Annotated in this window: 26 protein-coding genes and 1 pseudogene; 15 read left to right on the top strand and 12 right to left on the bottom strand. The window is 62.2% G+C overall.

Annotated elements, in window-relative coordinates:
• Positions 1-2 precede the first annotated feature (2 nt).
• Genes ACQKRQ_RS03455 through ACQKRQ_RS03465 form a run of 3 tightly spaced genes read left to right on the top strand, consistent with a single transcriptional unit; the run spans position 3 to position 3,908 of the window.
• On the top strand, positions 3-2,621 hold the full coding sequence (locus ACQKRQ_RS03455) for a DUF802 domain-containing protein (RefSeq protein WP_427475055.1): 2,619 nt from the start codon (positions 3-5) through the stop codon (positions 2,619-2,621).
• The gene (locus ACQKRQ_RS03460) at positions 2,618-3,265 is read left to right on the top strand and encodes an OmpA family protein (RefSeq protein WP_427475057.1); all 648 of its coding nucleotides are present in this window, start codon (positions 2,618-2,620) and stop codon (positions 3,263-3,265) included. Before ACQKRQ_RS03455 ends, ACQKRQ_RS03460 begins: the two co-directional genes overlap by 4 nt.
• Positions 3,258-3,908, top strand: a complete 651-nt coding sequence (locus ACQKRQ_RS03465) for a DUF2894 domain-containing protein (protein ID WP_427475059.1) — start codon at positions 3,258-3,260, stop codon at positions 3,906-3,908. The genes ACQKRQ_RS03460 and ACQKRQ_RS03465 overlap by 8 nt, the downstream gene beginning before the upstream one ends.
• A 53-nt stretch (positions 3,909-3,961) precedes the next feature.
• On the opposite strand, the gene ACQKRQ_RS03470 is transcribed toward ACQKRQ_RS03465, so the two are convergent.
• Both ACQKRQ_RS03470 and ACQKRQ_RS03475 read right to left on the bottom strand, forming a co-directional pair.
• The gene (locus ACQKRQ_RS03470) at positions 3,962-4,261 is read right to left on the bottom strand and encodes a zf-TFIIB domain-containing protein (protein WP_408174994.1); all 300 of its coding nucleotides are present in this window, start codon (positions 4,259-4,261) and stop codon (positions 3,962-3,964) included.
• A 72-nt stretch (positions 4,262-4,333) separates the two neighbouring features.
• Positions 4,334-5,098, bottom strand: coding sequence for a TerC family protein (locus ACQKRQ_RS03475; protein WP_427475061.1), 765 nt, complete (start codon positions 5,096-5,098; stop codon positions 4,334-4,336).
• Positions 5,099-5,218: 120 nt separating this feature from the next.
• Between ACQKRQ_RS03475 and ACQKRQ_RS03480 the strand changes: the two genes are divergently transcribed.
• Complete coding sequence (locus ACQKRQ_RS03480; RefSeq protein ID WP_427475063.1) at positions 5,219-6,097, top strand: LysR family transcriptional regulator; 879 nt, start codon at positions 5,219-5,221, stop codon at positions 6,095-6,097.
• Here the strand turns inward: ACQKRQ_RS03480 and ACQKRQ_RS03485 are convergent.
• On the bottom strand, positions 6,073-6,534 hold the full coding sequence (locus ACQKRQ_RS03485) for a TerB family tellurite resistance protein (protein ID WP_408281079.1): 462 nt from the start codon (positions 6,532-6,534) through the stop codon (positions 6,073-6,075). The two genes, ACQKRQ_RS03480 and ACQKRQ_RS03485, sit on opposite strands and share 25 nt — an antisense overlap.
• Positions 6,535-6,858: 324 nt before the next feature.
• Between ACQKRQ_RS03485 and ACQKRQ_RS03490 the strand changes: the two genes are divergently transcribed.
• Positions 6,859-7,944: an alpha/beta fold hydrolase gene (locus ACQKRQ_RS03490; protein WP_427475065.1), complete on the top strand. Its 1,086-nt coding sequence runs from the start codon at positions 6,859-6,861 to the stop codon at positions 7,942-7,944.
• A gap of 194 nt (positions 7,945-8,138) precedes the next feature.
• Positions 8,139-9,107, top strand: a complete 969-nt coding sequence (locus ACQKRQ_RS03495) for a hypothetical protein (RefSeq protein WP_427475066.1) — start codon at positions 8,139-8,141, stop codon at positions 9,105-9,107.
• Between the two features lie 70 nt (positions 9,108-9,177).
• On the opposite strand, the gene ACQKRQ_RS03500 is transcribed toward ACQKRQ_RS03495, so the two are convergent.
• Positions 9,178-9,561: a hypothetical protein gene (locus ACQKRQ_RS03500; protein WP_427475068.1), complete on the bottom strand. Its 384-nt coding sequence runs from the start codon at positions 9,559-9,561 to the stop codon at positions 9,178-9,180.
• Positions 9,562-9,592: 31 nt separating this feature from the next.
• Here ACQKRQ_RS03500 and ACQKRQ_RS03505 point away from each other — a divergent pair, with 31 nt between their 5' ends.
• Entirely contained in the window at positions 9,593-9,958 is a 366-nt protein-coding gene (locus ACQKRQ_RS03505) for a CPBP family glutamic-type intramembrane protease (RefSeq protein WP_427475070.1), read from the top strand.
• Positions 9,959-10,006: 48 nt separating this feature from the next.
• The gene (locus tag ACQKRQ_RS03510) at positions 10,007-10,375 is read left to right on the top strand and encodes a VOC family protein (protein ID WP_427475072.1); all 369 of its coding nucleotides are present in this window, start codon (positions 10,007-10,009) and stop codon (positions 10,373-10,375) included.
• A 118-nt stretch (positions 10,376-10,493) separates the two neighbouring features.
• Here ACQKRQ_RS03510 and ACQKRQ_RS03515 read toward each other — a convergent pair whose 3' ends face one another.
• Positions 10,494-10,814: a DUF4148 domain-containing protein gene (locus tag ACQKRQ_RS03515; protein WP_427475074.1), complete on the bottom strand. Its 321-nt coding sequence runs from the start codon at positions 10,812-10,814 to the stop codon at positions 10,494-10,496.
• A 187-nt stretch (positions 10,815-11,001) separates the two neighbouring features.
• Between ACQKRQ_RS03515 and ACQKRQ_RS03520 the strand changes: the two genes are divergently transcribed.
• Entirely contained in the window at positions 11,002-11,199 is a 198-nt protein-coding gene (locus tag ACQKRQ_RS03520; protein WP_427475076.1) for a hypothetical protein, read from the top strand.
• 74 nt (positions 11,200-11,273) lie between these two features.
• Positions 11,274-12,077, top strand: coding sequence for a hypothetical protein (locus ACQKRQ_RS03525; RefSeq protein ID WP_427476070.1), 804 nt, complete (start codon positions 11,274-11,276; stop codon positions 12,075-12,077).
• Between the two features lie 159 nt (positions 12,078-12,236).
• Here ACQKRQ_RS03525 and ACQKRQ_RS03530 read toward each other — a convergent pair whose 3' ends face one another.
• Complete coding sequence (locus ACQKRQ_RS03530) at positions 12,237-13,403, bottom strand: porin (RefSeq protein ID WP_427475078.1); 1,167 nt, start codon at positions 13,401-13,403, stop codon at positions 12,237-12,239.
• 428 nt (positions 13,404-13,831) lie between these two features.
• Here ACQKRQ_RS03530 and ACQKRQ_RS03535 point away from each other — a divergent pair, with 428 nt between their 5' ends.
• Positions 13,832-14,491: a M24 family metallopeptidase gene (locus ACQKRQ_RS03535; protein WP_427475080.1), complete on the top strand. Its 660-nt coding sequence runs from the start codon at positions 13,832-13,834 to the stop codon at positions 14,489-14,491.
• A gap of 42 nt (positions 14,492-14,533) precedes the next feature.
• Here ACQKRQ_RS03535 and ACQKRQ_RS03540 read toward each other — a convergent pair whose 3' ends face one another.
• Both ACQKRQ_RS03540 and ACQKRQ_RS03545 read right to left on the bottom strand, forming a co-directional pair.
• Complete coding sequence (locus tag ACQKRQ_RS03540) at positions 14,534-16,030, bottom strand: HAMP domain-containing sensor histidine kinase (protein WP_427475082.1); 1,497 nt, start codon at positions 16,028-16,030, stop codon at positions 14,534-14,536.
• A complete protein-coding gene (locus ACQKRQ_RS03545; RefSeq protein ID WP_132377749.1) occupies positions 16,027-16,773 on the bottom strand; it encodes a response regulator transcription factor in 747 nt (248 codons plus the stop codon). Before ACQKRQ_RS03545 ends, ACQKRQ_RS03540 begins: the two co-directional genes overlap by 4 nt.
• A gap of 266 nt (positions 16,774-17,039) precedes the next feature.
• On the opposite strand from ACQKRQ_RS03545, the gene ACQKRQ_RS03550 reads away from it, so the two are divergent.
• Both ACQKRQ_RS03550 and msrA read left to right on the top strand, forming a co-directional pair.
• On the top strand, positions 17,040-18,914 hold the full coding sequence (locus tag ACQKRQ_RS03550; protein ID WP_427475085.1) for a cytochrome c biogenesis protein DipZ: 1,875 nt from the start codon (positions 17,040-17,042) through the stop codon (positions 18,912-18,914).
• A 53-nt stretch (positions 18,915-18,967) separates the two neighbouring features.
• Positions 18,968-19,708 (top strand): peptide-methionine (S)-S-oxide reductase MsrA, encoded by a 741-nt coding sequence (msrA, locus tag ACQKRQ_RS03555; protein ID WP_427475087.1) that lies wholly within the window; start codon positions 18,968-18,970, stop codon positions 19,706-19,708.
• Here the strand turns inward: msrA and ACQKRQ_RS03560 are convergent.
• Positions 19,617-20,096, bottom strand: a complete 480-nt coding sequence (locus tag ACQKRQ_RS03560) for a hypothetical protein (RefSeq protein ID WP_427475089.1) — start codon at positions 20,094-20,096, stop codon at positions 19,617-19,619. The genes msrA and ACQKRQ_RS03560 overlap by 92 nt on opposite strands.
• A 1,254-nt stretch (positions 20,097-21,350) precedes the next feature.
• Between ACQKRQ_RS03560 and ACQKRQ_RS03565 the strand changes: the two genes are divergently transcribed.
• Positions 21,351-23,633, top strand: coding sequence for a hypothetical protein (locus ACQKRQ_RS03565; protein WP_427475091.1), 2,283 nt, complete (start codon positions 21,351-21,353; stop codon positions 23,631-23,633).
• 17 nt (positions 23,634-23,650) lie between these two features.
• On the opposite strand, the gene ACQKRQ_RS03570 is transcribed toward ACQKRQ_RS03565, so the two are convergent.
• The 3 genes and pseudogenes from ACQKRQ_RS03570 to ACQKRQ_RS03580 form a co-directional block, all read right to left on the bottom strand.
• Positions 23,651-23,785: a hypothetical protein gene (locus ACQKRQ_RS03570; RefSeq protein WP_427475093.1), complete on the bottom strand. Its 135-nt coding sequence runs from the start codon at positions 23,783-23,785 to the stop codon at positions 23,651-23,653.
• Positions 23,786-23,859: 74 nt separating this feature from the next.
• Positions 23,860-24,651, bottom strand: a complete 792-nt coding sequence (locus tag ACQKRQ_RS03575) for a hypothetical protein (protein WP_427475095.1) — start codon at positions 24,649-24,651, stop codon at positions 23,860-23,862.
• Positions 24,652-24,769: 118 nt separating this feature from the next.
• Positions 24,770-25,545: pseudogene (locus ACQKRQ_RS03580) on the bottom strand (MerR family transcriptional regulator).
• A 142-nt stretch (positions 25,546-25,687) separates the two neighbouring features.
• Between ACQKRQ_RS03580 and ACQKRQ_RS03585 the strand changes: the two are divergent.
• Complete coding sequence (locus ACQKRQ_RS03585; protein WP_132377739.1) at positions 25,688-26,362, top strand: HAD family hydrolase; 675 nt, start codon at positions 25,688-25,690, stop codon at positions 26,360-26,362.
• Positions 26,363-26,487 lie beyond the last annotated feature (125 nt).

The following is a 26,487-nucleotide window of genomic DNA, read 5'->3' on the forward strand; positions in this document are numbered from 1 at the left end:
CTATGTCCAGATATCGTATTGATCTCGTTGTGTTTTTGGCCGGTCTGGCCGCGGTGTGCTGGATCGCCGCCGGCTACCTCGGTTCGAACCCGCTGGCGCTGGCCGTCACCTTACTGATTGGCGTGTGCTACCTGGCGGGCGCGCTCGAATTGCACCGCTACAACCAGGCCACCGCCACGCTCGCGCACGCGGTCGCCGGGCTGTCCGGGCCGCCGCCGAATCTCGGCGCATGGCTCGAGCCGGTGCATCCGAGCTTGCGCAACGCGGCGCGCCTGCGTATCGAGGGCGAGCGGGTGGCGTTGCCGGGTCCGGCGCTGACGCCTTACCTGGTCGGCTTGCTGGTGCTGCTCGGCATGCTCGGCACGCTGCTCGGCATGGTGGTGACCTTGCGCGGCACCGGCATGGCGCTGGAAAGCGCGACCGACCTGCAAGCGATCCGCGCTTCGCTCGCCGCGCCGGTCAAGGGCTTGGGCTTTGCGTTCGGCACCTCGATTGCGGGCGTGGCCACCTCCGCGATGCTGGGGCTGCTGTCCGCGTTGTGCCGTCGCGAGCGCCTGCAGGCAGCGCAGATGCTTGACGTGAAGATCGCGACGACGCTGCGCATCTACTCGCAGAGTCATCAGCGCGAAGAGGCGTTCAGGCTTTTGCAGCGACAGACTGAAGTGATGCCCACGCTGGTCGACCGGCTGCAGACGATGATGTCGGCCATCGAGCAACAAAGCCTCGCGTTGAACGAGCGGCAGATCGCCAGCCAGGAGGCCTTCCACGGCAGGGCCGAGGCCGCTTATACGCGCCTCGCCAGTTCGGTCGAACAGTCGTTGAAGGAGAGCGTGGCGGACAGCACGCGCGCCGCCGGCGCGGCGCTGCAGCCGGTCATGGAAGCCACGATGGCCGGCCTCGCGCGCGAGACGACGGCCTTGCACGACACCGTCACGCACGCTGTGCAGCGGCAACTGGACGGCCTGACGAACGGCTTCGAGACGAGCACGACGACCGTCGCGGATATCTGGAACAAGGCATTGGCGGGACATCAACGTTCGAGCGAGGAACTGGCGCAGCATCTGCGCGACTCGCTGGATCGTTTCACCGACACTTTCGAGCAACGCTCGGCCGGTCTGCTGGATGGCGTGTCCGCGCGGCTGGAAAGCACAGCGGGAAATGTCTCGCAGGCGTGGAACGAGGCGCTGTCGCGTCAGGAGAGCGCCGGCGAGAAGCTTGCGGCGAGCAACCAGCAGGCATTGGCGGCGGCCGCTGCGACTTTCGAGCAGCACGCGGCGTCCCTGCTGCGTGGCGTGGGGCAATCGCACGCGGACTTGCAGGCCGAGCTGGCTTCGAAGGATGAACAGCGGCTCGCGGTGTGGACCGAGACGCTCGGCGCGATGGCCGCGACCTTGAGCAAGGAATGGGAGCAGTCGGGCGCGCGCACTGCGACCCGTCAGCAGGAAATCTGCGAGACGCTGGCGCAAACGGCGCGTGATATTTCGGCTCAAACGCAGGCGCACGCCAGCAAGACGATTGCCGAAATCGACCGGCTGGTCGAGGCCGCGGCGGAAGCACCGAAAGCCGCGGCGAATCTGCAGGCCGAATTGGCCTCGCGGGATCAGCAACGGTTGGCAGCCTGGACCGAGACGCTCGGCGCGATGGCCGCGACCTTGAGCAAGGAATGGGAGCAGTCGGGCGCGCGCACTGCGACCCGTCAGCAGGAAATCTGCGAGACGCTGGCGCAAACCGCTCGCGACATATCGGCTCAAACGCAAGCCCACGCCAGCAACACGATTGCTGAAATCGACCGGCTCGTGCAGGCCGCGGCGGAAGCGCCGAAGGCTGCTGCGAACCTCCAGGCCGAATTGGCCTCGCGGGATCAGCAACGTCTGGCAGCCTGGACCGAAGCGCTCGGCGCGATGGCCACGACGCTGAGCCAGGAATGGGAACAAGCGGGCGCACGCACCGCGAGCCGTCAGCAGGAAATCTGCGAGACGCTGGCGCAAACCGCGCGCGACATCTCGGCCCAGACGCAGGCCCACGCCAGCAACACGATCGCCGAGATCGGCCAACTCGTGCAAGCCGCCTCGGAAGCGCCGAAGGCCGCGGCCGAAGTCGTCGCCGAACTGCGCCAGAAGCTCTCCGACAGCATGGTCCGCGACACCGCGATGCTGCAGGAGCGCGCTCGCTTGCTGGAAACGCTGGAAACCCTGCTCGACGCCGTCAATCACGCGTCCACCGAGCAGCGCACGGCGGTCGACGCGCTCGTCGCCACGTCGGCGGATTTGCTGGAGCGCGTGGGCACGCGCTTCACCGACAAGATCGAACTCGAAACCGGCAAGCTGGGCTCCGTTGCCGCGCAAGTCACCGGCAGCGCCGTCGAAGTGGCAAGTCTCGGCGAAGCGTTCGGCGCCGCCGTGCAAGTGTTCGGCGAGTCGAACGACAAGCTGGTGACGCACCTGCAACGTATCGAAAGCGCGCTCGACAAATCCCTTGCGCGCAGCGACGAACAGCTTGCGTACTACGTGGCGCAAGCGCGGGAAGTCATCGACCTGAGCGTGATGTCGCAGAAGCAGATCGTCGAAGACCTGCAGCGGCTCGCCGGCCGGCGCGCATCGGCGGGAGCTGAAGCGGCATGAGCGAGGACATCGACGGCGGCGTGGAGCTTGTCGCGCCGATCTGGCCGGTTTTCGGCGACCTGATGTCGGTGCTGCTGGGCGCCTTCGTGCTCATCCTCGTGGGCGTGATCGGCGTGCAACTGGAGCTTTCGAGCAAGCTGGAGCAGGAGGTCAAGCAGCGTCAACTGGAAACGCAGCGCCGCAAGACGCTCGAGCAGGCGCTCGCGGGTCCGCTCGCCGCCGGGCGCGTGACGCTGGTGAACGGGCGCATCGGCATCAGCGGCAATGTGCTGTTTGCGCTGAACTCGGATCAGTTGCAGCCGCAAGGCCGGGATCTGCTGAAGAGTCTGGCCGGGCCGCTGTCCGCGTATCTCGGCGCCAATGACGAAATCCTGATGGTGAGCGGCTTTACCGACGACCAGCGGTTGCGCGAAGGCAATCGCCGTTTCGCCGACAATTGGGAACTGTCGGCGCAGCGCGCGCTGACGGTGACGCGCGCGCTGATCGACGACGGCGTGCCCGCGTCGTCGTTGTTCGCGGCGGCGTTCGGCTCCGGGCAACCAGTGAGCTCGAATACGGACGAACAGGGACGCGCCAAAAACCGTCGTGTGGAAATCGCGCCGGTGCCGAGGCCGTCGACTGCAACGGTGAAGCCACGTGATTAACGGCGGCGACAGCGATCCGGCAAGCGGAGCCCGTGCGACGCTCGACGCGTGGCGCGAGCGCGGCGCGGATCGCCTGGATCCTGTGCGCTTCCATTTCATCGATGCGTTCGAGCGGCGCGCGGCCGCCCACGGCGGCGAAACACGACGGATTCTGGACGAGCGGCTGTCGGGTCTGCTGGACGCGTATGCCGCGCAAATCGAACGCGCGGCCTCTTCGGCTAACGACGCAGTTGCTCACGGCGCGGGCGAATCCGCGGATGCAACGCTGAAAGGCCTCGTCGATTACATCGCGAGTCAGGATCATGTGCCTGCGGCGAGCGGATTGCCGCACTCCGCTTCGTATCCCGAACTGCCCGCGCTGGATTATTTCAGGGAAGTCTGGTCGAAAGTCCGTACCGAGAAGCAGATGCGGCAGTCGCTGGAACACGTGCCAGGAAACGCCGGCCCGCTCAACTCGAGCAGCCTCGTGCACCGGGCGCTCTCACTCATGCGCGAAGTTTCACCGGGCTACCTCAAGCAGTTTCTGTCCTACGTCGACGCCTTGTCGTGGATGGAGCAGATGAATGGTGGCGCCGCGCCCACCGGTAAAGACGCGCCTCGCGGCGGCAACGCCGGCAAGAGCGCTCGCGGCAAAGCACGCTAGTGCGATATGCGCCGGAATGTTCCCGGCGCTTCTTCCCTCATGGCTGACGACGCTCAGTCGAAATCGAACACGTCGAAAATCGAGCGTTTTTTCTTCTGCGTCCGATAGTCCGTTCGACGGTCGTCGTATCCACGCTGGTGGTTATCGTACGAATGCTCGCGCTCCCGGTAGCCGTCGCGGCTTGCACCACGCGGCGCGGGCGGTGCGTCGGCACTTGCCGCGTCCTGCGCAATCAGCTTGTCGAGTTCCCCTCGATCGAGCCACACACCCCGGCAGTCCGGGCAGTAATCGACTTCGATCGAGCGACGCTCGGTCATCAGCAGGTCGGTGGTCTTGCAAACGGGGCATTTCATAGTGTCGCTCCTCAAGAGTAGAAAGACATCGAATGCTGGACCGGGCGAGCCGCCCGATCCGGAAACAAACCATCACACGGTATCGACCGTTGCCCGGTGCTGAGTGCGCTTCGATTTCGCGCGGCGCACCAGCATGTTCATCGCCTCGACGAAACCGGAGAACGCCATCGCCACGTAGATGTAGGCCTTCGGCACGTGTGAGCCGAAACCTTCCGCAATCAGCGTCATGCCGATCACGAGCAGGAAGCTGAGCGCGAGCGTGACGATGGTCGGGTTGCGATCGATAAAGCGTGACAGCGGGCGTGCGGCGAACAGCATTGCCAGGACCGCGCTGATCACCGCGACGAACATGATCGGCATGTGTTCGGTCATGCCGACCGCGGTGATGATGCTGTCGACCGAGAACACCATATCGAGCACCAGGATCTGGCCGATCGCGGCCGCCACGGTCAACTGGACGGTGCTGCCCGTCTTGCTGCGTTCCTCTTCGGCATGGACCACGTGATGGTGAATTTCACGCGTCGCCTTCCAGACGAGGAACAGGCCACCGCCGAGCAGGATCAGATCGCGCCACGAAAACGCGTGGCCGAAGAGCGTAATGGCCGGCGCGGTCAACTGCGCGATCCACGCGACCGTGCCGAGCAGGCCGAGCCGCATCACGAGCGCGAGCATGATGCCGATGCGCTGCGTGTGAGCACGTTGCGCTTCCGGCAGCTTGTTGCTCAGGATCGAGATGAAGATCAGGTTGTCGATGCCGAGCACGATTTCCATCACGACCAGCGTGAGGAGCGCGGCCCATGCGGCGGGGTCGGCAACGAGTGTGAGCAGAGTGTCCATGGTGTCCGTTGGCGAATGAATGCGGGTGACGTCGGATTAGCGTCATGATCGCCATCTTCTGGCTTCGGATAAATCAGTGATACTCTGAGCGACGTATCGTTTTTTTCGAAGTGTTACGCCATGCTCAACTACCGTCATCTGTACTATTTCTGGATCGTCGTGAAAGAGGGCGGCTTCGCGCGCGCGGCCGAACGGCTCGACATGGCGGTGCAGACCATCAGCGCGCAGGTTCGGGAGCTCGAAAAATCGATCGGGCGTCAATTGCTGAAACCGGCGGGGCGCGGCGTCACGATGACGGAAGCCGGCGAGACGGCGTTCAATCGCGCGGAACAGATTTTTCAGCTCGGCGAGGCGCTCCTCGACGAGATGCGCGAGGCCGGAGGGGAAGGCGTGGTGCGGCTCGCCGTCGGTCTGTCCGACGGCATTTCAAAGCTCGCGGCGCACGCGATGCTGGCGCCGGTGCTCGGTACGCCGTCGCTGCGGCTCTTGTGTCACGAGGGCGAGCACGCCGAATTGATGTCGGAACTCGCGCTGCATCGGCTCGATCTGGTGCTCGCTTGCCAGCCGGCGCCGCACAATGCCGACCTGCGCGTGCTGAGCCAGCGCCTCGCCGGTTCGCCGGTCGACTGGTATGGCCCGACGGAAATCGTCCGCAAGTCCGCGCGCGCGGGCTTTCCGCAGTGCCTCGCGGACGTGCCCGTACTTTTGCCGACCCGCCACGCCGCCTTGCGCGCGCGGCTCGACCGCTGGTTCGACACGCAGGGCATCCGGCCGCGCATCGTCGGCGAATTCGAGGACAGCGCGCTGATGGCGGTGTTCGCCGCGCGTGGCCTCGGCGTGTTTCCGCTCGCGGAACTCGGCGCGGAGGACCTGTCGCTGCTGCGGGGCCTGCGCTGGCTTGGCCGCGCGGATGGCGTGATCGAGGAGATTCACGCCATCCGCTCGCGTCGCGGGCAACATCACGGCCTCGCTTCTCAGGTGGTGGCCGGCGCGCGTTGATAACTGCGCATGACGCGCGACGGAAGCCCGTGACGGTTGGCGGCCGGCGTCAGATTGGGTCCCCACGCGTTCAGGATGGCCGCGAGCAGGGCGATTTCGCCGTCCGCCAGATAATCGTCCGCGACCGTAACGGCAACACACAGGCGAATGATCTTGCGGCGCAACGCAGGATCGTCGATTTCGTCGATCAAGGTCGTGAGCATGGCCGGATCGAGACGGCCCACCGGCGGCGCGAACGACAGATGCGCGACCGAATGGTCCTCGCACAGCGTTTGCACGATCTGCTCGAACTGCGCGGGCGCGAGACCGAGTTCGCCGGCGATATTCAAGCGCTGCAGCACGCGCTCTTCCGAACTGCACACGTGACCGTCCGAAGTGAGGGCCAGCGCGACGATGCGTGCTGCGGCTTGCGGGCTGTTACGCGGATAGGTTCGCATGATTTTTTCCTTGCGTGGACGATGTCCGTAGTGAAGATGAGCTCCAGTCTGCGGTGCGTTCAGGATCGGATAAACCGGCTAATTACGAAGCGAAGGTTCGGAAAAGACGAAGCTCGGCGAGGCGATCACGAAGGCGATGTTTGAAGAATGCTCGTGTGCCACGGCATGTCCCGCGTTCGCGCTCGAACGTTTGCAGCGTTTGATTACATCGTGACGGCTTTCTATGTTGAAAGCTGCTCATACCGGCATCCCGCGCGGCTAGCGGGAAGTTCTTTCCTCCGACAAATCACGGCCTCTCAAGCCCGCAACTACATTCCGCGAGTCATGTCCGCAATTCCGTCCAGTCTCCGGCAGCAGATACGTTTCTGTACCAGCAGCGACGGCGTGCGCATCGCCTATGCGGTTTCGGGCACCGGTCCCGTGATCATCAAGGCGGCGAACTGGCTGAGCCATCTCGAACTCGATCTGAAGAGTCCCGTGTGGAGCCATCTTGTCGAGGAACTGAGCCGCAATCACACGCTCGTGCGCTACGACCAGCGCGGCTGCGGCTTGTCTGATCGCGACGTAGCGGAGATTTCATTCGAAGCCTGGTTGCATGATCTCGAGGCGGTGATCGACGCGAGCGGCGTCGAGCGCTTCACGTTGCTGGGCATATCGCAGGGCGCGTCGATTTCCGTCGCTTACGCGGTCGCGCATCCGGAGCGCGTGAAGCAATTGATCCTCTACGGCGGCTATGCGCGCGGCAAGCTCAAGCGGCACGGCGGCGACGCGATGCGCGACGAGGCCGAAACGCTTGTCAAACTCGCCGAACTCGGCTGGGGGCAGCAGAATCCGGCTTTCCGGCAATTCTTCACGACGCAGTTCATCCCTGGCGGCACGCCCGAGCAGCATCGCTGGTTCAACGAACTCGAACGCATGACCACCACGCCGCGCAACGCCGCGCGAATCATGCGGGTCTTCAACGAGATCGATGTCGTCGATCTGCTCGAACAGGTCACGTGCCCGACGCTTGTGCTGCACGCGAGTGGCGATGCCCGCGTGCCCTTTGAAGAAAGCCGCCTGCTTGCGGGACAGATTCCAGATGCGCGATTCGTGCCGCTCGAAAGCGAAAATCATCTGTTGCTCGATACGGAACCCGCGTGGCTGCGCTGGCGCGAAGAAATCAGAAACTTCCTTTCCGCCGACATCGCCATCGACCCCGTGTTCGCCACGCTGACGCCGCGTGAGCGCGACATTGTCGAACTGATTGCGGGCGGACGCGATAACGCCCAGATTGCCGCGCGACTCGCGCTCAGCGAAAAGACCGTGCGCAATCACATCACGAGCATCTTTGCGAAGCTCGAAGTGGAGAACCGTTCGCAGGCCATCGTGCTCGCTCGCAAGGCGGGTTTCGATTCGCCGGCGGCCTGACGGTATCGTGCTCGCCCGGGCATCCGGGACACAGGTCCCCCTGGCACCGCACTAATTCGCGCCATCCGGGCTGTTTGCCGGGACCGCTGCCTCATGCGCGCTACGACCCCCACACGGAAAATTCGATTCAGACGGTGACCCATGCGAAGTCTCGCTGCGCCGCTCGAATCCCTTTTCCATCGAGGAGTAGTGCCATGAATGCCATCCAGGCTGAGTTGCCGTCCCAGCGTTATGCGAAATGTATTGAAGTGTCCCGGCGTATCCGCTGGGATATCGACCGCGACGTGATTCGCGGACGCCGCTTCGATCTCTCGCACAAGTTCCTGCCCGACGGTCTCACGGAAGTCGACCGGCTGCCGTTCCTGAACGCGGACGAACGCCGGCTGATGTCGCAGGTGCAGGGACGCACCTACGCGAACATGTTCCGGCTAGTCGAGCGTTTTGTCGGCGCGAAGATGCTCGAAGTAGGCCGCGATCACGCGCTGGGTGACCAGATCGCGCTCGAAGCCGTGATGCGTTTCACCGAAGAAGAACTGAAGCATCAGGAACTGTTCCGCCGCATCGAGATACTGGCCGGTGAGGACATGCCGACGGGTTACCGCTTCTTGCCGCCGACCGACGACGTCGCGAACTTCGTCCTCGGCAAATCGACATGGGCCATTCTCGCGCTGACCTGCTGCATCGAAATCGTGACGCAGGTGCATTACCGTCAGAGCATGGAAGTCGATGACAGTCTGTCGCCTCTGTTCAAGGACGTGTTCCTGTTTCACTGGAAAGAAGAGTCGCAGCACGCGATCATCGACGAACTCGAATGGGTGCGCGACGATGCGAAGCTCGATGCCACGGCGCGGGATGCGGCGATTGGCGACCTGATCGAATTGATCGGCGCGGTGGACGGTTTGCTGCAATTGCAGGCCAAGGCCGACGCGGAGTACTTTCTCGCCAATGCCGGGCGCACGTTCACGGATCACGAACAGGCGCGCGTGAAGGCCGGGATGCTGGATGCGTATCGCTGGCAGTACATCGTGTCGGGGGTTGAAGAGCCGCGTTTTTCCAAACTTCTGACGAGCCTGATCGACGAACCTCAGGGCGAGCGGCTGGGCGCGTCGCTCGCGCCGATCGTGCAGCGCACATTGAACAGTGTAATGCTGAATCAGATGTGATGACGACTGAGGCAGCAAGGCTGCCTCGGTTTTTGACGGCAGTGGGGTCTTGCCGCAAAGTCCGGATGAGTTAACACTCGCGGGTGAACATCTGCCCAAATAACTCATAAGGATGGACCATGCTTCGATTTATCGTGACCCGGGGCGTATTGATGTACGGCGTTTCCAGCGCACTGATTTCTCTTGGCATCCGGTGGTATGTTCGCTCGACGATCAGCGTCAGAGAAGTATTGTGGGCATTCGTTGTATTCCCGTTGGGCGGCGTTGCGTGGGGAGCGATGACGTGGTGGTGCGACCAGCCGGTTTCTCGTCGATAATCAACGATTGATAACAACTCGAATAACCGCAAACCGGAGGCAATTCTGGAATCGACATCGACGCTTCGAAGCAGATCACTCGCCGCTCTCACCACTGTACCTACGCCGATCCTCATTTTTGCCGGAGTAGCGTCCATCCTGCTGGCGCAATATGCGATCTCCATTTGCTTGGGCGGAGTATTCGGTTATCCGACGCCGGGTCTCGACCCGTTTGCCGGACGCCCACTGTGGCTCAAAATTCTATGGGTCGCTTTATTTGCGCCGCTGTATGAGACTTTTCTCTTTCAGTGGCTGATCATCAAGTTCTTGCGAGGGCCGTTGCGTCGTTCGTGGGGAGTTGCCGGCGTCGTATCCACCGTGGTGTTCGGCCTCGGACACGGGCATACCGATTGGCGCGCGATTAGAATGCTGGCCACCGCGGCAATTCTGACTTCGATCTTTATCATCGAAGCCAGACGGTCGGGGCCCGCCTTTCGCGCCACATTTGCAACGCATGCGATTTTCAACGGTTTGACGATCGCATTGAGCCTGTGACGATCAAGGCTGCTGCGCGTCATCGTTATAAAAACAATCGGGAATTCAATGCAGCCCACTTTGAACCGGATCTTGCTGTATGTGAAAGACGTCCCTAAGACCTGTGCGTTCTATGAACGACACTTCGGATTCGCCCGCAAAGTCGACCCAGATGACCGCATCATCGAATTGGTGTCGCCGCACGGCGGCGCCATCATCATGGTTCATCAGGCGGGGAAGGCAGTGAAGTCCGGACAAGTGACCGTCAAGCTCGTTTTCGATATTCGGGACGTTGAGGCGTTCAAGGAGCAATGCGCAAAGAACGGCCTGCAATTCGGCGCAACGCATCGGGCGGACGGCTACACATTTGCCAATGCCAAGGACCCCGACGGCAATTCCATCTCGATCTCCAGCCGCAGTTTCGCTTCCAGCCGCTAGACGCGAACGCCCGCGCGCGGTGAGTTCGATGCCGGGAAAAAAGGAGCGTCGATCGGAGGAAGACCGACGCTCAAAAGGAGAACCCACTGTCCACAGGTTCACACACACCGGACCGCCATCAATGCATGGGCATGTTTTGCATTGCCGGCTGGTTGTCGCTGAGCGCGCTCTGCTGGGCTGCGTGCATGGCGGCTACTTTTCTTTCCGCTTCCTGAATATCGGCGGGATAGTCGCTTTCGTCGCCGCGAGACGGATCGTAGCCGGCGGCTTCCAACTCCTCGAGTTCATGGCGCACTTCTGCGCGCGTGACTTGATGCGCGCCGGGCGTGGCCGATGTTTGCGCATAGGCACCGCTCGCCGTCGCCAGAAGGGCGGCGCTTGCGACGAGTGCGCCGGCTACGGCGCGGACCATGAGACGGTTCAGAGAGATCAGTTTCATGTCAAGACTCCTCGATATGCGAGCGCAATGTTCGAACTCGACGCGAGTCGGCATCAGCACGCTCTGAACCGGTAAACCAGCGGAGTGGATTTCTTATTCCCGGCAGCGCGTTGAGAAAAGCGTGGGAATAACCACCTCGGATTCCGCGTCTTGCAGTGCGTGAAGACACGAATTGGGGGTGATCAAAATGGACATCATCGACATGGCCCGTCAATCGGGAATGGCGGTTATTCTCGACGCCCGGATCGGCCGGGAGGAATACCACAGCGTGTGCGGTTCGCTGTCGGCGCTACAGAAATTTGCGGACGCTATTCGCCAGGCGCCGGTGAATCACAAAATGGGTGGCAACCGGCAGGAACGGCCTCGTGCGTGGGGGCCGAAATGAATCGAACGCGCATTGCGACCTGGAAGCCTCTGCTTGCGGGCGATATGCTGCGAGCCGCCGGGCGCGCGCCGCTGATGCCTTTTCGGCGGCCGCTGAGTTTGTCTGCGCGCGTTGTGAGGGAATCGACCGTCCATACTCTTCTGCGCCGCTGTCAGCTCGTGTCCGGCGTGGTTCTGCTGGTCTATCTTTCCCTGCACCTGATCAATCACGCACTCGGAATCTGGTCGCTCGATCTTGCGGGGCGCGGTCTTGTGCTGGCGCTGCGGGTGTGGCGCAGTGCGCCGGGAACGGTGCTCCTTTATGGCGCGTCGTTATTGCATTTTTCGCTGGCGCTGCGAACGATCTATGGCCGCCGTCACTGGAAGCTGCCGCTCACTGAATGGGTTCGGCTTTGGGCGGGACTGAGTCTGCCTCTACTGCTGATCCGCCATGTGGTGTCCACCCGCCTTGCCTCGTCGCTGTACGGTTTCGAACCGAACTACGAGCGCATCGTGATATCGCTCATCACCAGCGGCACGCAAGGTTTGCAGCTTGCGCTGCTTGCGCCGGGCTGGGTGCATGGTTGTCTGGGACTGTGGCTGCGTATGCGTCATCGTGAAGGGGCGCGGCGCGCGAAGCCCTTTCTGATTGCACTGCTCGTTCTGTTGCCTACGCTGTCCGCTGTGGGTTTTGTTCGAATGAAGCTGGCGGTCATGGCACTTCGTGTCGGACCATTGCACGCAGACCCGAAGCTGGTCGGGCATCAACTCGCGCTCGATGCATGGCGCCACAACATCCTGATGCTGTATCTGTCGTTGCTGATCGGCGCATTCGTGGCGGGCCAGCTACGTAACTGGCTGGAACGTCGGCGGCTTCGGAAGGCGATGATTGACGCCTGATTCTCGACGTTCATCGCGTGTCATTCACGACCCCGGATGTGCCGACGAGCTTCAGTGTGCAGCACAAAGAGAAGTGCGGACACTGAAGCTCGTCGGTTGTTGCGCGGCGAGATACCGTTCAACTAACAACGCAACTCGCCATGGCGAGGAGCGTATGCATCAGAAACGATGGCGAATGCCGACGCGGAATGCCAACTGGTTGTCCGCGCCCGGACCCGACGGACCGAAGAAGCTCGTGCTCGAGCCGATCTGCGCCTGCACATCGCCCGTTGCCGTGTTGTGGCCCGAAGCGATCTGGTAGATACCCAGCGCATACACGTCAGTACGTTTGCTCAGCGCGTAGTCGACGCTCAGGTCACCCTGATTCCAGTGGCCCGTGTTCGCGTTGCTCAAATGCATGTACGTATAGCCCGCGCCGACCGTCAAGGCCGCGGTGAACGCGTATTTCGCGCCTGCATCGTAAGCCGTGAACGTGGTCGCCGCGCCCGTCAGCGTTTCGAAACGCGTATTGGTGTAGAGCGCCCACAGCGTGGCCGCGCCGATCGTGTAACGGCCGCCGACACCGTACGTACGCAGGTCGCGCACGTTGCCTGTCGTCACGTTTGCAAGGGTGGTCGAGAAGGTCGGGACGGCCTGGCTCGGGAAGCGGATGTCCGTGTACGCGGCGCCGACGCTGATCGGGCCGTTCGCGTAGTTCGCCCCGAAGCTATACGCGCGCGACGAACCCGCGACCGGTGCCGCGGCCGTGCCGCTTGCCGGTGCGCCGGCAAAAGCGCCTGCCTGGTTCGAGAAGCCATACAACGCGCCGAACGTGAAGCCGGAGAAGTTCGCGCTGCTGAACTTGACCGCGTTGTTGATACGGCTGGACGTCAACTGGTCGACGTCGTTGATGTGATAAGCGTAGTTGCCTGCAACGGTTTGGCTGCCGGTCGAATACGTGCCGCCCAGGTAGTCCGTCGAAAACGAATACTGGCGGCCGAACGTCAGCGCGCCGACGTTGTTCTGCGACAGCCCGACATAAGCCTGACGGCCGAACAGTGCGCCGCCTTGGCCGAGCGTGCCGTTGCCGCTGTTAAAGCCGCCTTCCAATACGAACAGCGCCTTCAGGCCACCGCCCAGGTCTTCCGTGCCGCGCAGGCCCCAGCGGCTGCCCGACGCAACGCCGTCGTCGTATTTGACGAGGTGGTCGTGGCCCGTGCCGGCGCGGGCGTTGTTCACGTAGCTGATACCGGCATCGATCAGGCCGTAAAGCGTGACGCTGCTTTGTGCATGTGCGTTGAGCGTCATGCTTCCGAGGACGGCGGTTGCGAGCAGGGTCTTTTTCATCTTTTCCTTCTTCTTATAGGGTGGCTGCGCGGCGCAGGTTGTTGCGCGCGGCGCGAACCGGGTTGGCAAACGGCACCAGACATGAATCGAGCGCCCACGGCAAAGCCGCACGAGGTCGCGCAGGGAAAGATCGATGTCTGAAGAGTGCGATTGAACGGGGGCGAGACGACGACCACGTTGTGCGCGATCGGCGCCGCCTGGTGACGGACGCGTCGGAGCATCGGCGAATCGGTCCGGCGCGCGAGTGTCTTTGAAAGAAGCGAGCCGTCTTGTCCCGTTATGTCTTGCGGAATATATCGACCTGTTAACTTCTCGTAAACGAATTCGTAGGTAGTTGTCGTCTTTATGACACACAGTAAGGTGACGTGCGCCGTGGACACCTGCTGTTCCGCTCGCTGTATTCAAGCGGACATAGCCGGAGGGATGGGATGGAAGCTGCGGCAAAGCAGGCGGTCGGAAGCAGATACGTGCTCGAGTCGATGAAATACGCGCAGGGCAAGACGTGGGAAGCCGTGAACCGGCTGGCGCAACGGGTACGGCCTGGCATGCTGGAGACAGAGGCAAAGGCGGAATGCCATAACGTGCTCAACGAAATGGGCATGGACCGTATCTGGCATCCGATTCTGGTGCGCTTTGGCGAAAACACCCTGAAGGTGTTCAAGCAGCCATCGGAAGGCGACCCGCGGCTCAAGGAAGACGATATTTTCTTCGTCGACCTCGGTGTGGTTTGGGATGGGCACGAAGGCGACGCGGGCGCCACCTTCGTGGTCGGCAACGACGCTGGGATGAAGGCCTGCGCGGATGCCGCGAAAACGGTATTCGACGAGGTGGAACATTATTGGCGCACGACCCGCGCTGGCGGAAAAGCGCTATACGACTTTGCGGAGCAGCGCGCGGCCGCGCTCGGTTGGCGTCTGAACCTGGATATCAAGGGCCATCGCGTCAGCGACTTTCCGCACGCGATCTACAAGGCCGGCAACCTGGGCGATTTCGCCGATTGTCCGGACGCCGGCCTGTGGATTCTGGAAATCCAGCTTGCCCATCCGACCCGGCCATTCGGGGCGTTCTATGAAGACTTGCTGGTCTGAGCCTGAATCCGCAGCGAAGCAAGGCGCTCTTCGTTAAGTAAGTTACATCAGGACACCGGCGGCACTCGACCGGGTAGCGGCCGTCGGCAACTCGAAGCAGAAGGTCGTGCCCGTTCCTGCCGTGTCGAGCAGGCGTATCTGGCTATGGTGCAATTGCAGCATACGCTGGACGATCAGCAACCCCAGTCCACCGCCCCGATGCGCGCCGCCCGAACTGAATGGACGCTCGAACAGACCTTCGCGCTGCTCGGGCGGAATGCCGGGGCCCGTGTCGCTGACCGTGACCGACACCTTGCCTTCCTTATGCGCGAGATCGACTTCGACCGATCCTTCAGCGGGTGTATGTCGAATCGCGTTGTCGAGCAGATTCGTCAGCACGCGCTCGATCATGCCGAGATCGGCGCAGACGTTGGGCAAGCGTGGCGGAATATTCGCTCGCAACTGAATGTGCCGCGCTTCGGCCGGCAATTCGAATTTCTGAAAGACGTCCTGTAGCAGATCGACCAGCGAGAACTGTTCAAGCGCGGGTTGCACGTTGCCGTGTTCGAGCCTCGCCAGTTCGAACAAGGCCTGCGCGAGCCGGCCGACCTTGACGCTTTGCGCGAGCGCGATCGCCAGATAGCGTTTGCGCTCCGTCTCGCCGAGCGTGTCGGACTTCAACGACAGCGTTTCGAGGTAGCCGTGCAGCGAGGTCAACGGTGTGCGCAGGTCGTGCGAAATATTGGCGATCAGTTCGCGGCGCTGCTGGTCCTGCCGCGTCAGCGCACGCCATTGTTCGCCGATGCGGTGCGCCATCTGCGCGAACGTCGCTTCGAGCACGGCGATTTCGTCGCGCCGACCGGCCGGCGATGAACGCGGCACGCTCGGCTGGGTGTCGGGTTCGCCCTCCGCATCGAATCGGCGCATGGCGTCGGTCAGGCGGCGCAGCGGCCGCGTGATCAGGCCAAACGCGGTCAAACCGGCGAGCAATCCCAACAGGGCGACTAGCGCCATCGACCACAACGTCGTGCGCAGCACGGAACTGGCCGCCACGCGCGCGGCGAGCGCATCGTGTTCCTCGCCGAGCAGGACCACGTAAATATAGCCGGACGGCGCCTGTCCGCTCAATTGCAGCGGTGCTGCGCTGAACACCTTTTTACCGTCGACGCTGCGCGGGTCGTCGCCGAGAATCGGCAACGCGTCTCCCGCGATGAACTGCCGGATCGGCGCAAGATTCACCTGCTCGCGCTTGACGTGTCCCGCGGGCGCATCGTCGCCTTTGATGCGCCCTTGATTGTCGAGCAGATAGACCTCGACGCTCGGATTCACCCTCATCAACTGGCCGAACAATTGCCGGACCGCGTCGGGCCGCAAGCCGTTGGCGTCCATCAGCGAATTGCCATGAGCGATATGGTCGGCGAGATTGCGCGACAGGCTCTGTATCACTTCCTTCTCGTGCAGATCGCTCGAGCGGATTTGCAGGAGGGCCGACGCGCCGCAGCATGCCAGCAGCAGTACGGAGAAAACGAGCGAGAGCCGCTGGGTCAGCGTCAGATTCACGATGGGTCCTTCGGTGCGCCGGCGGGCGCCGGTGGCTCGCCGGGCACAGCGAGCTTGTAGCCGCGTCCCCAGACGGTCAGGATGCGCTCGGGTTGGGCCGGATCGGCCTCGATCTTCGCGCGCAGCCGGTTGATATGGGTGTTGACGGTGTGCTCGTAGCCCTCGTGCTGATAGCCCCACACCGCATTGAGCAGGTCCATGCGCGAGAACACTTTGCCGGGATGCTGCGCGAAGTAGTACAGCAGGTCGAATTCGCGCGGCGTGAGTTCGATCGGCTTGCCGTCGACGGCGGCCTCGCGCGTGAGCGGATCGATCGACAACCCGGCGATGCGCAGACTGCCGGCTTCGATTTTCGAGTCTTTCGCCAGCGCGTCGACGCGGCGCAGCAGCGCCTTCACGCGCGCCACCAGTTCGAGAACGGAGAACGGTTTGGCGAGATAGTCGTCCGCGCCGAGTTCGAGGCCGAGAATCCGGTGTACTTCGCTCGAACGGGCGCTGGTGATGATGATCGGCGTATAGCGCGTCATCGCGCGGGCGCGCCGGCAGATTTCCAGTCCGTCGACGCCGGGCAGCATCAGATCGAGGATCAGCGCATCCCAGCCGCCTTGTTCCAGCAGGCGCAGCCCTTCATTGCCGTCGGCGCTGTGCACGACTTCATAGCGCTCGTCGCGCAAATGCAGGCTCAGCACGTTGGCGATGTCGACGTCGTCTTCGACGATCAGGATGCGCTTCAAATTGTCCATGGTGGGCTTCAGCCGCGGTTCAGGGCGTGGTTGAGGAGAGGGGCCGGGCATGGCCGCCGGGAAAAACGGCCCTTGCGCCATTGTGCAAAATTTCCCGGCGGCGAGTTATCACATTTAATTTAACTTTTCGTGAGGACTTCGACACCGGCGGCGCTCTAGGATGTGGGCACTTTCCGCAGTATCAGGCTTTGGATGAACTGCACACCGGCTGCCGCGTGAGCCGGCGTGCCCACTTTAACCGACCTAAACGAACGTTCGGAACTGACATGTTACTCATCGTTCTCGCCTATCTCGGCGGCGCCCTTACGATTCTCAGCCCGTGCATCCTGCCGGTGCTGCCCTTCGTTTTCGCGCGCGCCGATCAACCTTTCGTGCGCAGCGGCTTGCCCTTGCTGGCGGGCATGGCGCTGACCTTCGCCCTCGTCGCGACGCTTGCCGCGGTGGGCGGCGGCTGGGTCACGCAAGCCAACCAGTACGGCCGCTGGCTGGCCATCGCACTGCTCGCGATCTTCGGGCTGACGCTGCTGTTCCCGCGCTTCGCCGATCATCTGATGCGGCCGCTTGTGAGCGCCGGCAATCGCCTGTCGAATTTCGCGCAGGCCGACGGTCAGCAGGTCCGCGCGGGTTCGTCGTTTCTGCTCGGCATTGCCACCGGTTTGCTGTGGGCGCCGTGCGCCGGTCCGATTCTCGGTCTCGTGTTGACAGGCGCGGCATTGCGCGGCGCGAGCGTCGGCACGACGTTGCTGCTGGCGGCCTACGCGGCTGGTGCGGCGACTTCGCTGGCGGTGGCCCTGCTGATCGGCGGCAAGGTGTTTACGGCGATGAAGCGTTCGCTGGGCGCGGGGGAATGGATCCGCCGCGGCATCGGCGCGTTGATGTTGTGTGGCGTCGCGGCGATCGCGCTCGGTTTCGACACCGGCATACTCGCTCGTGTCTCCACGGTCGCAACTTGCGGGCTCGAACAGAAACTCGTGGATAAGCTGTCGCCGAACGCGGCGCCGGGCAAAGCGCCGGCCGCGGGTAATCCGGCCGACGCGTCCGGCGGCGCGATGGCGACCGCCAACCCTGCACCGCAACCGGCCGCTAACGCCGATGCGGATTCCACCGTGGCCAATGCCGCGCAGGGCGGCGCGATGATGCGCACCGCCGCCGAGGCGGCGCCGCTGCCCGTCGAAGGCGTGCTGCCCCCGTTGAACGGCGCGGTCCAATGGCTGAATTCGCCGCCGCTTACGACGCAGGACTTGCGTGGCAAGGTCGTGCTGGTCGATTTCTGGACTTACTCGTGCATCAACTGCCTGCGCTCGCTGCCGTATGTCAAAGCATGGGCGCAGAAGTACAAGGATCAGGGGCTCGTCGTGATCGGCGTGCATGCGCCGGAATTCGCCTTCGAACGCAATATCGACAACGTGAAGAAAGCCACGCACGACCTCGGCGTCGACTATCCCGTCGCGATCGACAACAACTATGCGATCTGGCGCGCGTTGAACAACCAGTACTGGCCCGCGCACTATTTCGTCGATGCGAAAGGGCAGATCCGTTATCACCATTTCGGCGAAGGCGATTACGCGGAATCCGAGAAGGTGATCCAGCAACTGCTGACCGAAGCGGGCCATGCGAACGCGTCGAAGGTCGCTATCGGTATTGCAAACGGCGGCGCGCAAGGCGTGCAGGCCGCGGCCGACAACGCCGACATGCAATCGCCGGAAACCTACGTCGGTTATCAGCGGGCAGAGAATTTCGCGTCGCCGGGCGGGGAAGTGGCTGACAAGACGCACACGTATGCAGCGCCGTCGCAACCTGGCGTCAACGACTGGGGCCTCGCCGGTTCATGGAACGTGGGCGCGGAGCACGCCACGCTCGCGGCCCCGTCGGGACGCATCGTGTATCGCTTTCATGCACGCGACCTGCATCTGGTGCTCGGTCCGGGCAAGGATGGCAAGCCGGTGCGGTTTCGCGTGAGCGTCGACGGCGCCGCGCCCGGCGCGTCGCACGGCACCGACGTCGCCGCCGATGGCAGCGGCACCGTGACCGGACAGCGTCTCTATCAACTGGTGCGGCAAACCGGCGAAGTCGGGGATCACACTTTCTCGATCGAGTTTCTGGACCCGGGCGTGCAGGCGTTTGCCTTCACGTTCGGCTAAGGCGGCGCGAGCGAGCCGCCTCAACAACTCTCAACTGACCAAAAGGACTGACCATGCGCACGATATCTACCAGCACAGCGTCGCTGCGGAAGCGTTTTTCCGTCACTCGAATCATGGGCCTCGTCGTCGTTGCTCTGGGCGTGGTGGCCGCGCAGCATGTCGCGCATGCGGCCGAAGCCGCCACGAAGATTCCCGCGCCCGTACAGGACGAGAAAGCCGGTACGACGCATAGTGAAACGGCGGTGTTCGCGGGCGGCTGTTTCTGGGGCGTGCAGGGCGTGTTCGAACACGTGCGCGGCGTGAAGCAGGTCGCGTCGGGTTACAGCGGTGGCGCGGCATCGACGGCGCAATACGAAACCGTCAGCGACGGCGATACGGGACACGCGGAGTCGGTGCAGATCACTTACGATCCGGCGCAGATCACGTATGGACGTCTACTGCAGATATTCTTCTCGGTCGCGCACAATCCTACCGAGTTGGACTATCAGGGCCCCGACCACGGCACGCAATATCGTTCGGCAATTTTTCCGGTGAATGCAGCGCAGCGCGGTATCGCGCAGTCGTATATCGCGCAGCTCGACAATGCTCATGTGTTCTCGGCGAAAGTCGTGACTCGCGTGGAGGACTTCAAGGGGTTTTATCCGGCGGAAAGTTATCACCAGAACTTCCTCGCGCTGCATCCGGACTACCCATACATCGCGATCAACGATCTGCCGAAAGTGACGGACTTGAAACGGATGTTCCCGGATCTGTATCGCAACGATCCGGTGTTGTTTGTGACGGCGGCGCGATAGGGCGTGAGCTGACACGCACGGGCCGCACTTCTTCTACGATGCGGCCGTCTTCCAGCCGGATATAACGGTCGGCCGCGCTGAAATAGCGATCGTCGGGCGAGTCGCGATCAGCGTTCTGCCCTGACGCTTCAGGTCCGGCAGAATCTCGCCATAGAAAATCCAACGGAAGCTCGGGTCCTGATTGGCGGCCCATTCGTCGAGCAACATCACCGGGCGGCGTATCCAGATACGCCTGCACCAGCGTGAGCCATTTGCGCAGGCCGGTCGACAGATCGGAAGTGGTGAACGCGCCGTCGCGAACCGACACCTTGTGCGCGATGTCGAGGCGTTCTAGATAGCCGTGCGCTTCCGTCGTCAGCATGCCCTCGCCGGAGATCAGCGTATCCAACAGCTAGTAGTTCGAGAAGACCGCCGAAAAGAGCTAGCGGCGGATGTGTTGCCGGTGCAGATGCCGCGTCGACTTTGCTGGTCGCTGTTGGTTCGTCATCCAAACTAAATGCGGGGATATCGGCGCATCGATTTTTCAGTTCCATTGTGTCCTGGGACGGACTGATTTTCCAATAAAAAAGGATGCGAACCTATTTCTGCATTTCGTTCGAATTGGCCGGTTGGTTCGGACTAAGCAGTTGGCAACGGCTTCAGCGTATTTGTATTACCAATATAAGAATTGCACGCGAACAAAAACGACGAACAAAAATGCCGACAATGAGCTGACAAATCAAACATTTACGTTTTCACGCGCCCCATGAGGCAGAGCTTTTCCGTTCACCCTCGTTTGGAAAAGCTTCGGACGGATCCTATTGAAATTTTTTGTAATTATCACTTATCGACCTTGAATCGGGCACGTTACGCGGATGAAACGTTTATAATTCGTCTGCCAAAAACTTCTGTAACTAATACCGGACGGATTGGTCGATCACTGCCCCTTCTGTAACAGTTACATCACCGGTTGCTGCACTGCGATAGGCCGCTTTTCTTAGCGCGAAGCGGCGTTGGCGGAGGCGTGGATCGCTCCGATTTTGACGCACCAACACTTTCGGTGGCGCTGGATCGCGCGAAGAAAATTCGCGGGTCGATCGGTTTTTTGGGTTCCGAACCCGACTCGCGAGGCGAGGGCGCACCTCGATCACTGTCGAGTCGCCGGGTTCACGTCAATAACGGACTGTCAACGGTGAACGAAAAAAAATTGCATTAATTTTTCGTTATCCTAACTTTTTAAGTCGCGCATATTGGCGCGAAATTTGTTTATCAAATTGAGGTGCACTGACCTGTCAGTGCGAGCCTCGCCAGATGTTCGAGTCGCGTCAGCGACATGCATTAACCCCTTGTGATGTTTTCCCGGTTATTCGATCGGCGGGATTCTTCATCCCGGCGTCGACAGAGTTTTTCACGCTATCGGTGCGCACGGGGTGGGGTTGGTGCACGTCGCGCCGCTGCTCGGCGAAAGTCGGCATGCGAGCGGATGGCAAGTGCGTCCGCTACCGGATAGCAGCACATCAAAGCTTCAGCTTCATCAGCAATGAGCGCGGTCAGCGCGTTCTCAGGTTCACCTCTCTCTGGACTCAATAACGTCAAGGCGGGACGACTGATCGATCTTGCTGAATTCTCGGGGACAACCTGCTTTTAGCGAAACATACGGACAATGACGAGATACTTGAAACTATTGGGCGTTGCATCGGCAACAGTGTTGGCATCGTTTGCCGCGGAAAGCGCGCAGGCTCAGGCAAGCACCATCACGGTCTCAGGGCAGCAATACAAGTTGTGCGCGCAGGAAAATGGCAAGTGCTCATTCCTCGGAACGGGTTCGGTGGTGTTCGGTGCGGTTCCGCCCACCTCGCCCTCGGTGATGTTGAGCGCGCCGCGCACGTTCAGCAACGGTGTCGGCTGCTACGTCGGCGCAGTGTCGCAGTCGGACCCCGCGTTCGGCTATGGCAAGTCTTGCTGGGTTAAAGCGGTTGCCGCAACGCCGACTCCGGCCCCGACCCCGACCCCGAGCCCGACCCCCACGCCGACTCCCACGCCGACCCCCACGCCGACTCCGGCCCCGGCCCCGACGCCCACGCCAACACCGACCCCCACGCCGACTCCGACGCCGACTCCCGCGCCGAGTCCGACTCCGAGCGCGACGCCGTCCCCGACGCCGGGCGGCTCGGCCATGTCGTGCAGCGCGCCGACGCAAACGGCCGGCGGAACCGCGAACGGCGTGATCAGCGCCGACACGCCCACCACCGACGGCCTGCGCGTGTTCCAGAACAACGCCCCGTTCAAGCTGGCGATTACGACGAACGCACCGAGCGCGGATACCGTCGTCTGGTCCGTAGCGGATTCCAACGGTGCGATCAAGACGCAAGGCAGTTTTGCAGTCAAGGCAGGCGTACAGACCAGCACGATTCCGTGTACGTCGACGTGGTCCGGCTATGGCGCACTCACCGCCACCTTGCGTTCGAACGGCGGCACGTTGCCGAGAAGCGGCACGCGGCCGGTCGGTATCGCGACGTTCGGCGTGTTGCCGAACCTCAGTTCGGCACTGGGCACCGTGACGTATGCGCATCAGGATCAGCACCGCTTCGGCATGCAGGGCTTCAACGGCAACATCGCCGCGCTGCACGCTCTGGGCATCTCGTGGACGATCGACGACCGTCAGGTATCGGCCATGGAACCCAACGGTCCCAATACGTATACGCCGAACGTGAACGACCTCGATCCGTTCTACAAGGCCAATCCTGATCAGATGCGTATCGTGCGTCTCGATGGACTGCCGGCGTGGGATTCGAAGACCGGTCAGTTCAACGACAGCTACTATGCGCCGTCGAACATGCCTGAGTTCCAGACCTTCATGAGCAAGGTCGGCACCGATACGAGCCTGATCCGCGCTGCCAATTACCCGAATCAGCAAAAGAACTACTATCAGGTAACCTGGGAACCGAGCCTCGGCTGGGCGGATAGCGACGCGAACTTCGTCGCCATGTACAAGGCTGCTTACCAGGGCATACACTCGACCGATCCGAATGCAGTCGTGATGGGCACCGGCAATCCGTTCGCCGCGAACTGCGACACCTGTACAACGGGTTATCTGCAGAAGTTCGGCGCACTCGGTCTGTGGAATTACATCGATGCAGTCTCAACGCATGGCTACTGGAATGCGGGTACGTACCCGGCCCATCCGCCTGAATTGCAGGACTCCGATCCGAATCCGGCGAACCAGGCCAACGCGCTCGACAACCAGATGACGCAACTGCGTTCGGTCATGCAGGCAGGCAAGCCGAATATGAAGCTCTTCTTCACGGAAGCCGGCGTGAGCTACGATCCGGGTCTCAACTACGGTCCGAATGTGCCGTCGCAGAACCAGTTGTTCGCGCATGCGGCGGTCGGCGTGCGGGCGCACATCATCGTGCTGGGCGGCGGTGCACAGGTCACGACGCTGTTCTACGGTCCCGACTATCCGGGCGAAGTGGGATACGGCTCGTTCTTCGACCTGAACAACGCACAAGGCGCGTTCGGTGCGACGAACCTTTCGCCGAAGCCTGAAGCGATGGCCTTCGCAACGATGACACGTGTTCTCGACGGCACGAATACGCTGGGCCGCATCAAGAGTGCGCCTGCCGGAGTCTTTGCGTACGGGTTCCAGCAACTGGGCAATGGCAAGGTCGTGACCGCGGCGTGGACGCACAACAACGCGCAGTGGCCGACGAGCAACGGCACGTATAGCCAGAGCTATTCGACCAGCTATTCGCTGCAGGTCGACAACGCTGGCACGTCGGGCAATGTGACGAAGATCGATGGTTACGGCAATGTCAGCACGGTTGCCTACACCAACGGCCAGGTCGCGCTGACCCTCACCGAAGTGCCGCAGTACATCGTGTCGAACAACGCCACGGTTGCCAAGGCCAATGCGACTGTTCCGCTCGGTTACACGGGCCAATAAGCGGCTCGATTAGCGCGCTAAAAAGCAGTCCAATAAGCGCTGAAAGCGATGGACGCGCCGCCGAAAATGGCGGCGCGTCGATTACGCATCACGGTCAGGTCGGCGATGGCACCCTGTCGCCATTGCGCGCCGATGTCGATCGCAACCACCAAGTCCGACTGCGCTCGCCGCGCGTAAAGACGGTGAGAGCGGCCCGCGCTGCAAGATTCTCTACCCCACGCAACGCCTACCGCTGCGCATTCAAAACCTCGACACCCTTATCCGTAAAGAAGGCGAGCCCGGCGCCGAGCATCGCGTACTGGCTCTTGATCACCGGCATATCGTGCGGAACGGCGTCACGTAGCGCCGCAAGATACTTGGGCGTGAAGATGCGATTCCAGTTGGCGGCAAGCTGAGTCGCCGAACCTATCATCTCGTGATGTGTCGCGCTCCAGTTCACACGCAGCGGAAAGTGCACGAAACGCGCCGCCTGCTTCGGGTCGCCTTTCAAAGCGGCGAAATAGAAGCCCTGAGCGCGTGCTTCGAATGCGTCGTCCGTTTCGTCGGTGATCATCCCGTAGCGGTGTCCGGCATTCGCATCCGCGAATGACATTCCTTCGAGAGTGAATTTGACCGGCAAGGTCTTTCCGCCGCCAGTCCAACTGCCGGCAAGGCCCACGCTATTGGAAAAATCGAGTGGCTGGGCGCCGTTCGATCCATTGCCCACGAAGTGCAGGTTGAACGTGCCGTTCGCTTCCTGCAACTTCAGATCGCTGCCGGATTGTTGGCCGGTCAGCGCAATGTCCTTGAGGTAGCGGTAGTAGAAGTAATGCCCTTTGCCGACCACCTTCCCATGCAGCACGAGCGTCATGCCGACCTTCGCTTCGCCGACTGAGCCGGAATACTCGACGCTAGTCGTGTTCTCAGTCTGCGCGAGGGCAGAGTGATTCAGGCTGGTCGAAATGGTCAATAACGCGGCAAGCATCGCGATCGTGCGTCGCCGGGTCAGGCCATGAAGGCGCAATCGAGGTGTGTTCATGCGACGTCCTGTTATTGGAAGTCACGAGGCTAGCATGAACAGCACAGCGCGAGAATCGACCCAGTTCAGACCACTGAACTCCCGGCCGGCCGAAATCGACGGGAAGCCGCGCGTCACATCAAAGCGGCTGCGCAACATTCACCATCGCCTCGCGGATGAAAGCGAGCAGCGTTTCATCCGCTCATGTGCCGGCCATCAACTCCGGCTCCGTTTGCAGCGCATGGCGGAACTTGGCCTGCGTACGTGGATCGTCGCCCGCGTAGCTTCTGAAAAGTTCGAGCCAGCGAAGCGCAAGCTCGCGCGCTCGCGATGTCTGCGGTCCGACGCCCGCGTCGATCGCATCGCGCACGTCGGCCATCAGTTGCGGCCATTCCATCGCGCGCGTGCCGTAATTGGCGCGCATGAAGCGAATCTCCTCGGGCGACAGATACTTCTCGTAGATCAGCAGCTTGGTTTCGCTAAAGGCGCGCAACACATAGTCGCGCAACTGCGTCGAAATACCGATGTGCGTTTGCATCGACGGTTCGTTGTCGTGCATCAGATTCAGCTTGGCGAGCAGGCGCGGGTCGCCATTCGTGTCGCGCACGAGCATCGTCATCCAGCGCATCGACAAGGCGCGCGCTTCGTCGCCCTCGGGTGGCGCGCCGCTGTCCATCAAGGTGCGGACCTGGCCGATGAGTCCGGTCCATTCCGGGTTCGGCGCCTTGCGAGCGCGAGTCCGAAACGGCGCAGCGCCTGGATCTGATGAAGCCGGGCGACGTCGTCGCGGTCGTAGAGCCGGTAGCCGTTCTCAGCACGTGCCGAAGGCGTGAGCAGTCCGATTGCGTCGTAGTGGTGAAGCGTGCGGACGGTCAGTCCGCTGCGCTTCGCAAGTTCTCCCGCTTTCAACAGCATTCGAGCCTCCGGTCAGTGTGCACGTTGGAGGTTAGAACCTTACGCTACGTGAGGGTCAAGGGGAATCGAGGCCGTATTCGCGCGACCGGCGAACCCCGGGACATGGCATATTGGCGAACGGAGTCATCAACAGGAGCACACCATGCGGATCCAGACCTCTTTCCTTTTCGATCTCGACGGAACGCTGGTCGACAGCGTCTACCAGCACGTGCTGGCCTGGAAAGAAGCGCTCGACAGCGAAGGCATTCCCTTGTCGGTCTGGCGAATTCACCGCAAGATCGGCATGAGCGGCGGGCTCTTCACCAATCAGCTTCTGCGGGAAACGCACGGGGAAATCAGCGCCGAGCGGGTGGAGCGTCTTCGTCATGCTCACGCCGCGGCCTATCAGCGATTGCGCGCGCAGGTATGTCCGCTGCCGGGCGCGCGGGCCTTGCTCGACGCGTTGACGCAAGCCGGAACGCCGTGGGCCGTGGCGACGAGCGGCCGCATGGAGACGGCGGCGCTCAATCTGGAGGCGCTGGGTGTCGATCCCGCGAAGGCGGTGGTCGTGACGCGCGACGACGTCAAATACGCAAAGCCGGATCCGGATCTGTTCATCGCCGCGGCCGGACGGCTCGGCGTGCCGGTCGAAAACACGGTCGTGGTCGGCGACAGCATCTGGGACATGCTCGCGGCGCGGCGCTGTCGTGCGCTGGGTGTGGGCTTGCTGTCGGGCGGGTACGGCACGGAGGAACTCGAACGGGCGGGCGCACTGCGGGTCTACGACGATCCCGCCGATCTGCTGGAGCATCTGGACGAGGTTGCGTCGCGGCCGTAAAGGGCGGCTCTTTATCGCGGATTCCCAGAATGCATAAGCGCTGCCGTTGATCGCCTTGGCGACTTCGCACGATCGGTGTCAAGGCCCTGTACTATATTGTTCAGCGGAAAACCGCCTTGGCGACC

It is taken from the genome of Paraburkholderia sp. NPDC080076 (assembly GCF_050281145.1).
GTDB lineage: Bacteria > Pseudomonadota > Gammaproteobacteria > Burkholderiales > Burkholderiaceae > Paraburkholderia.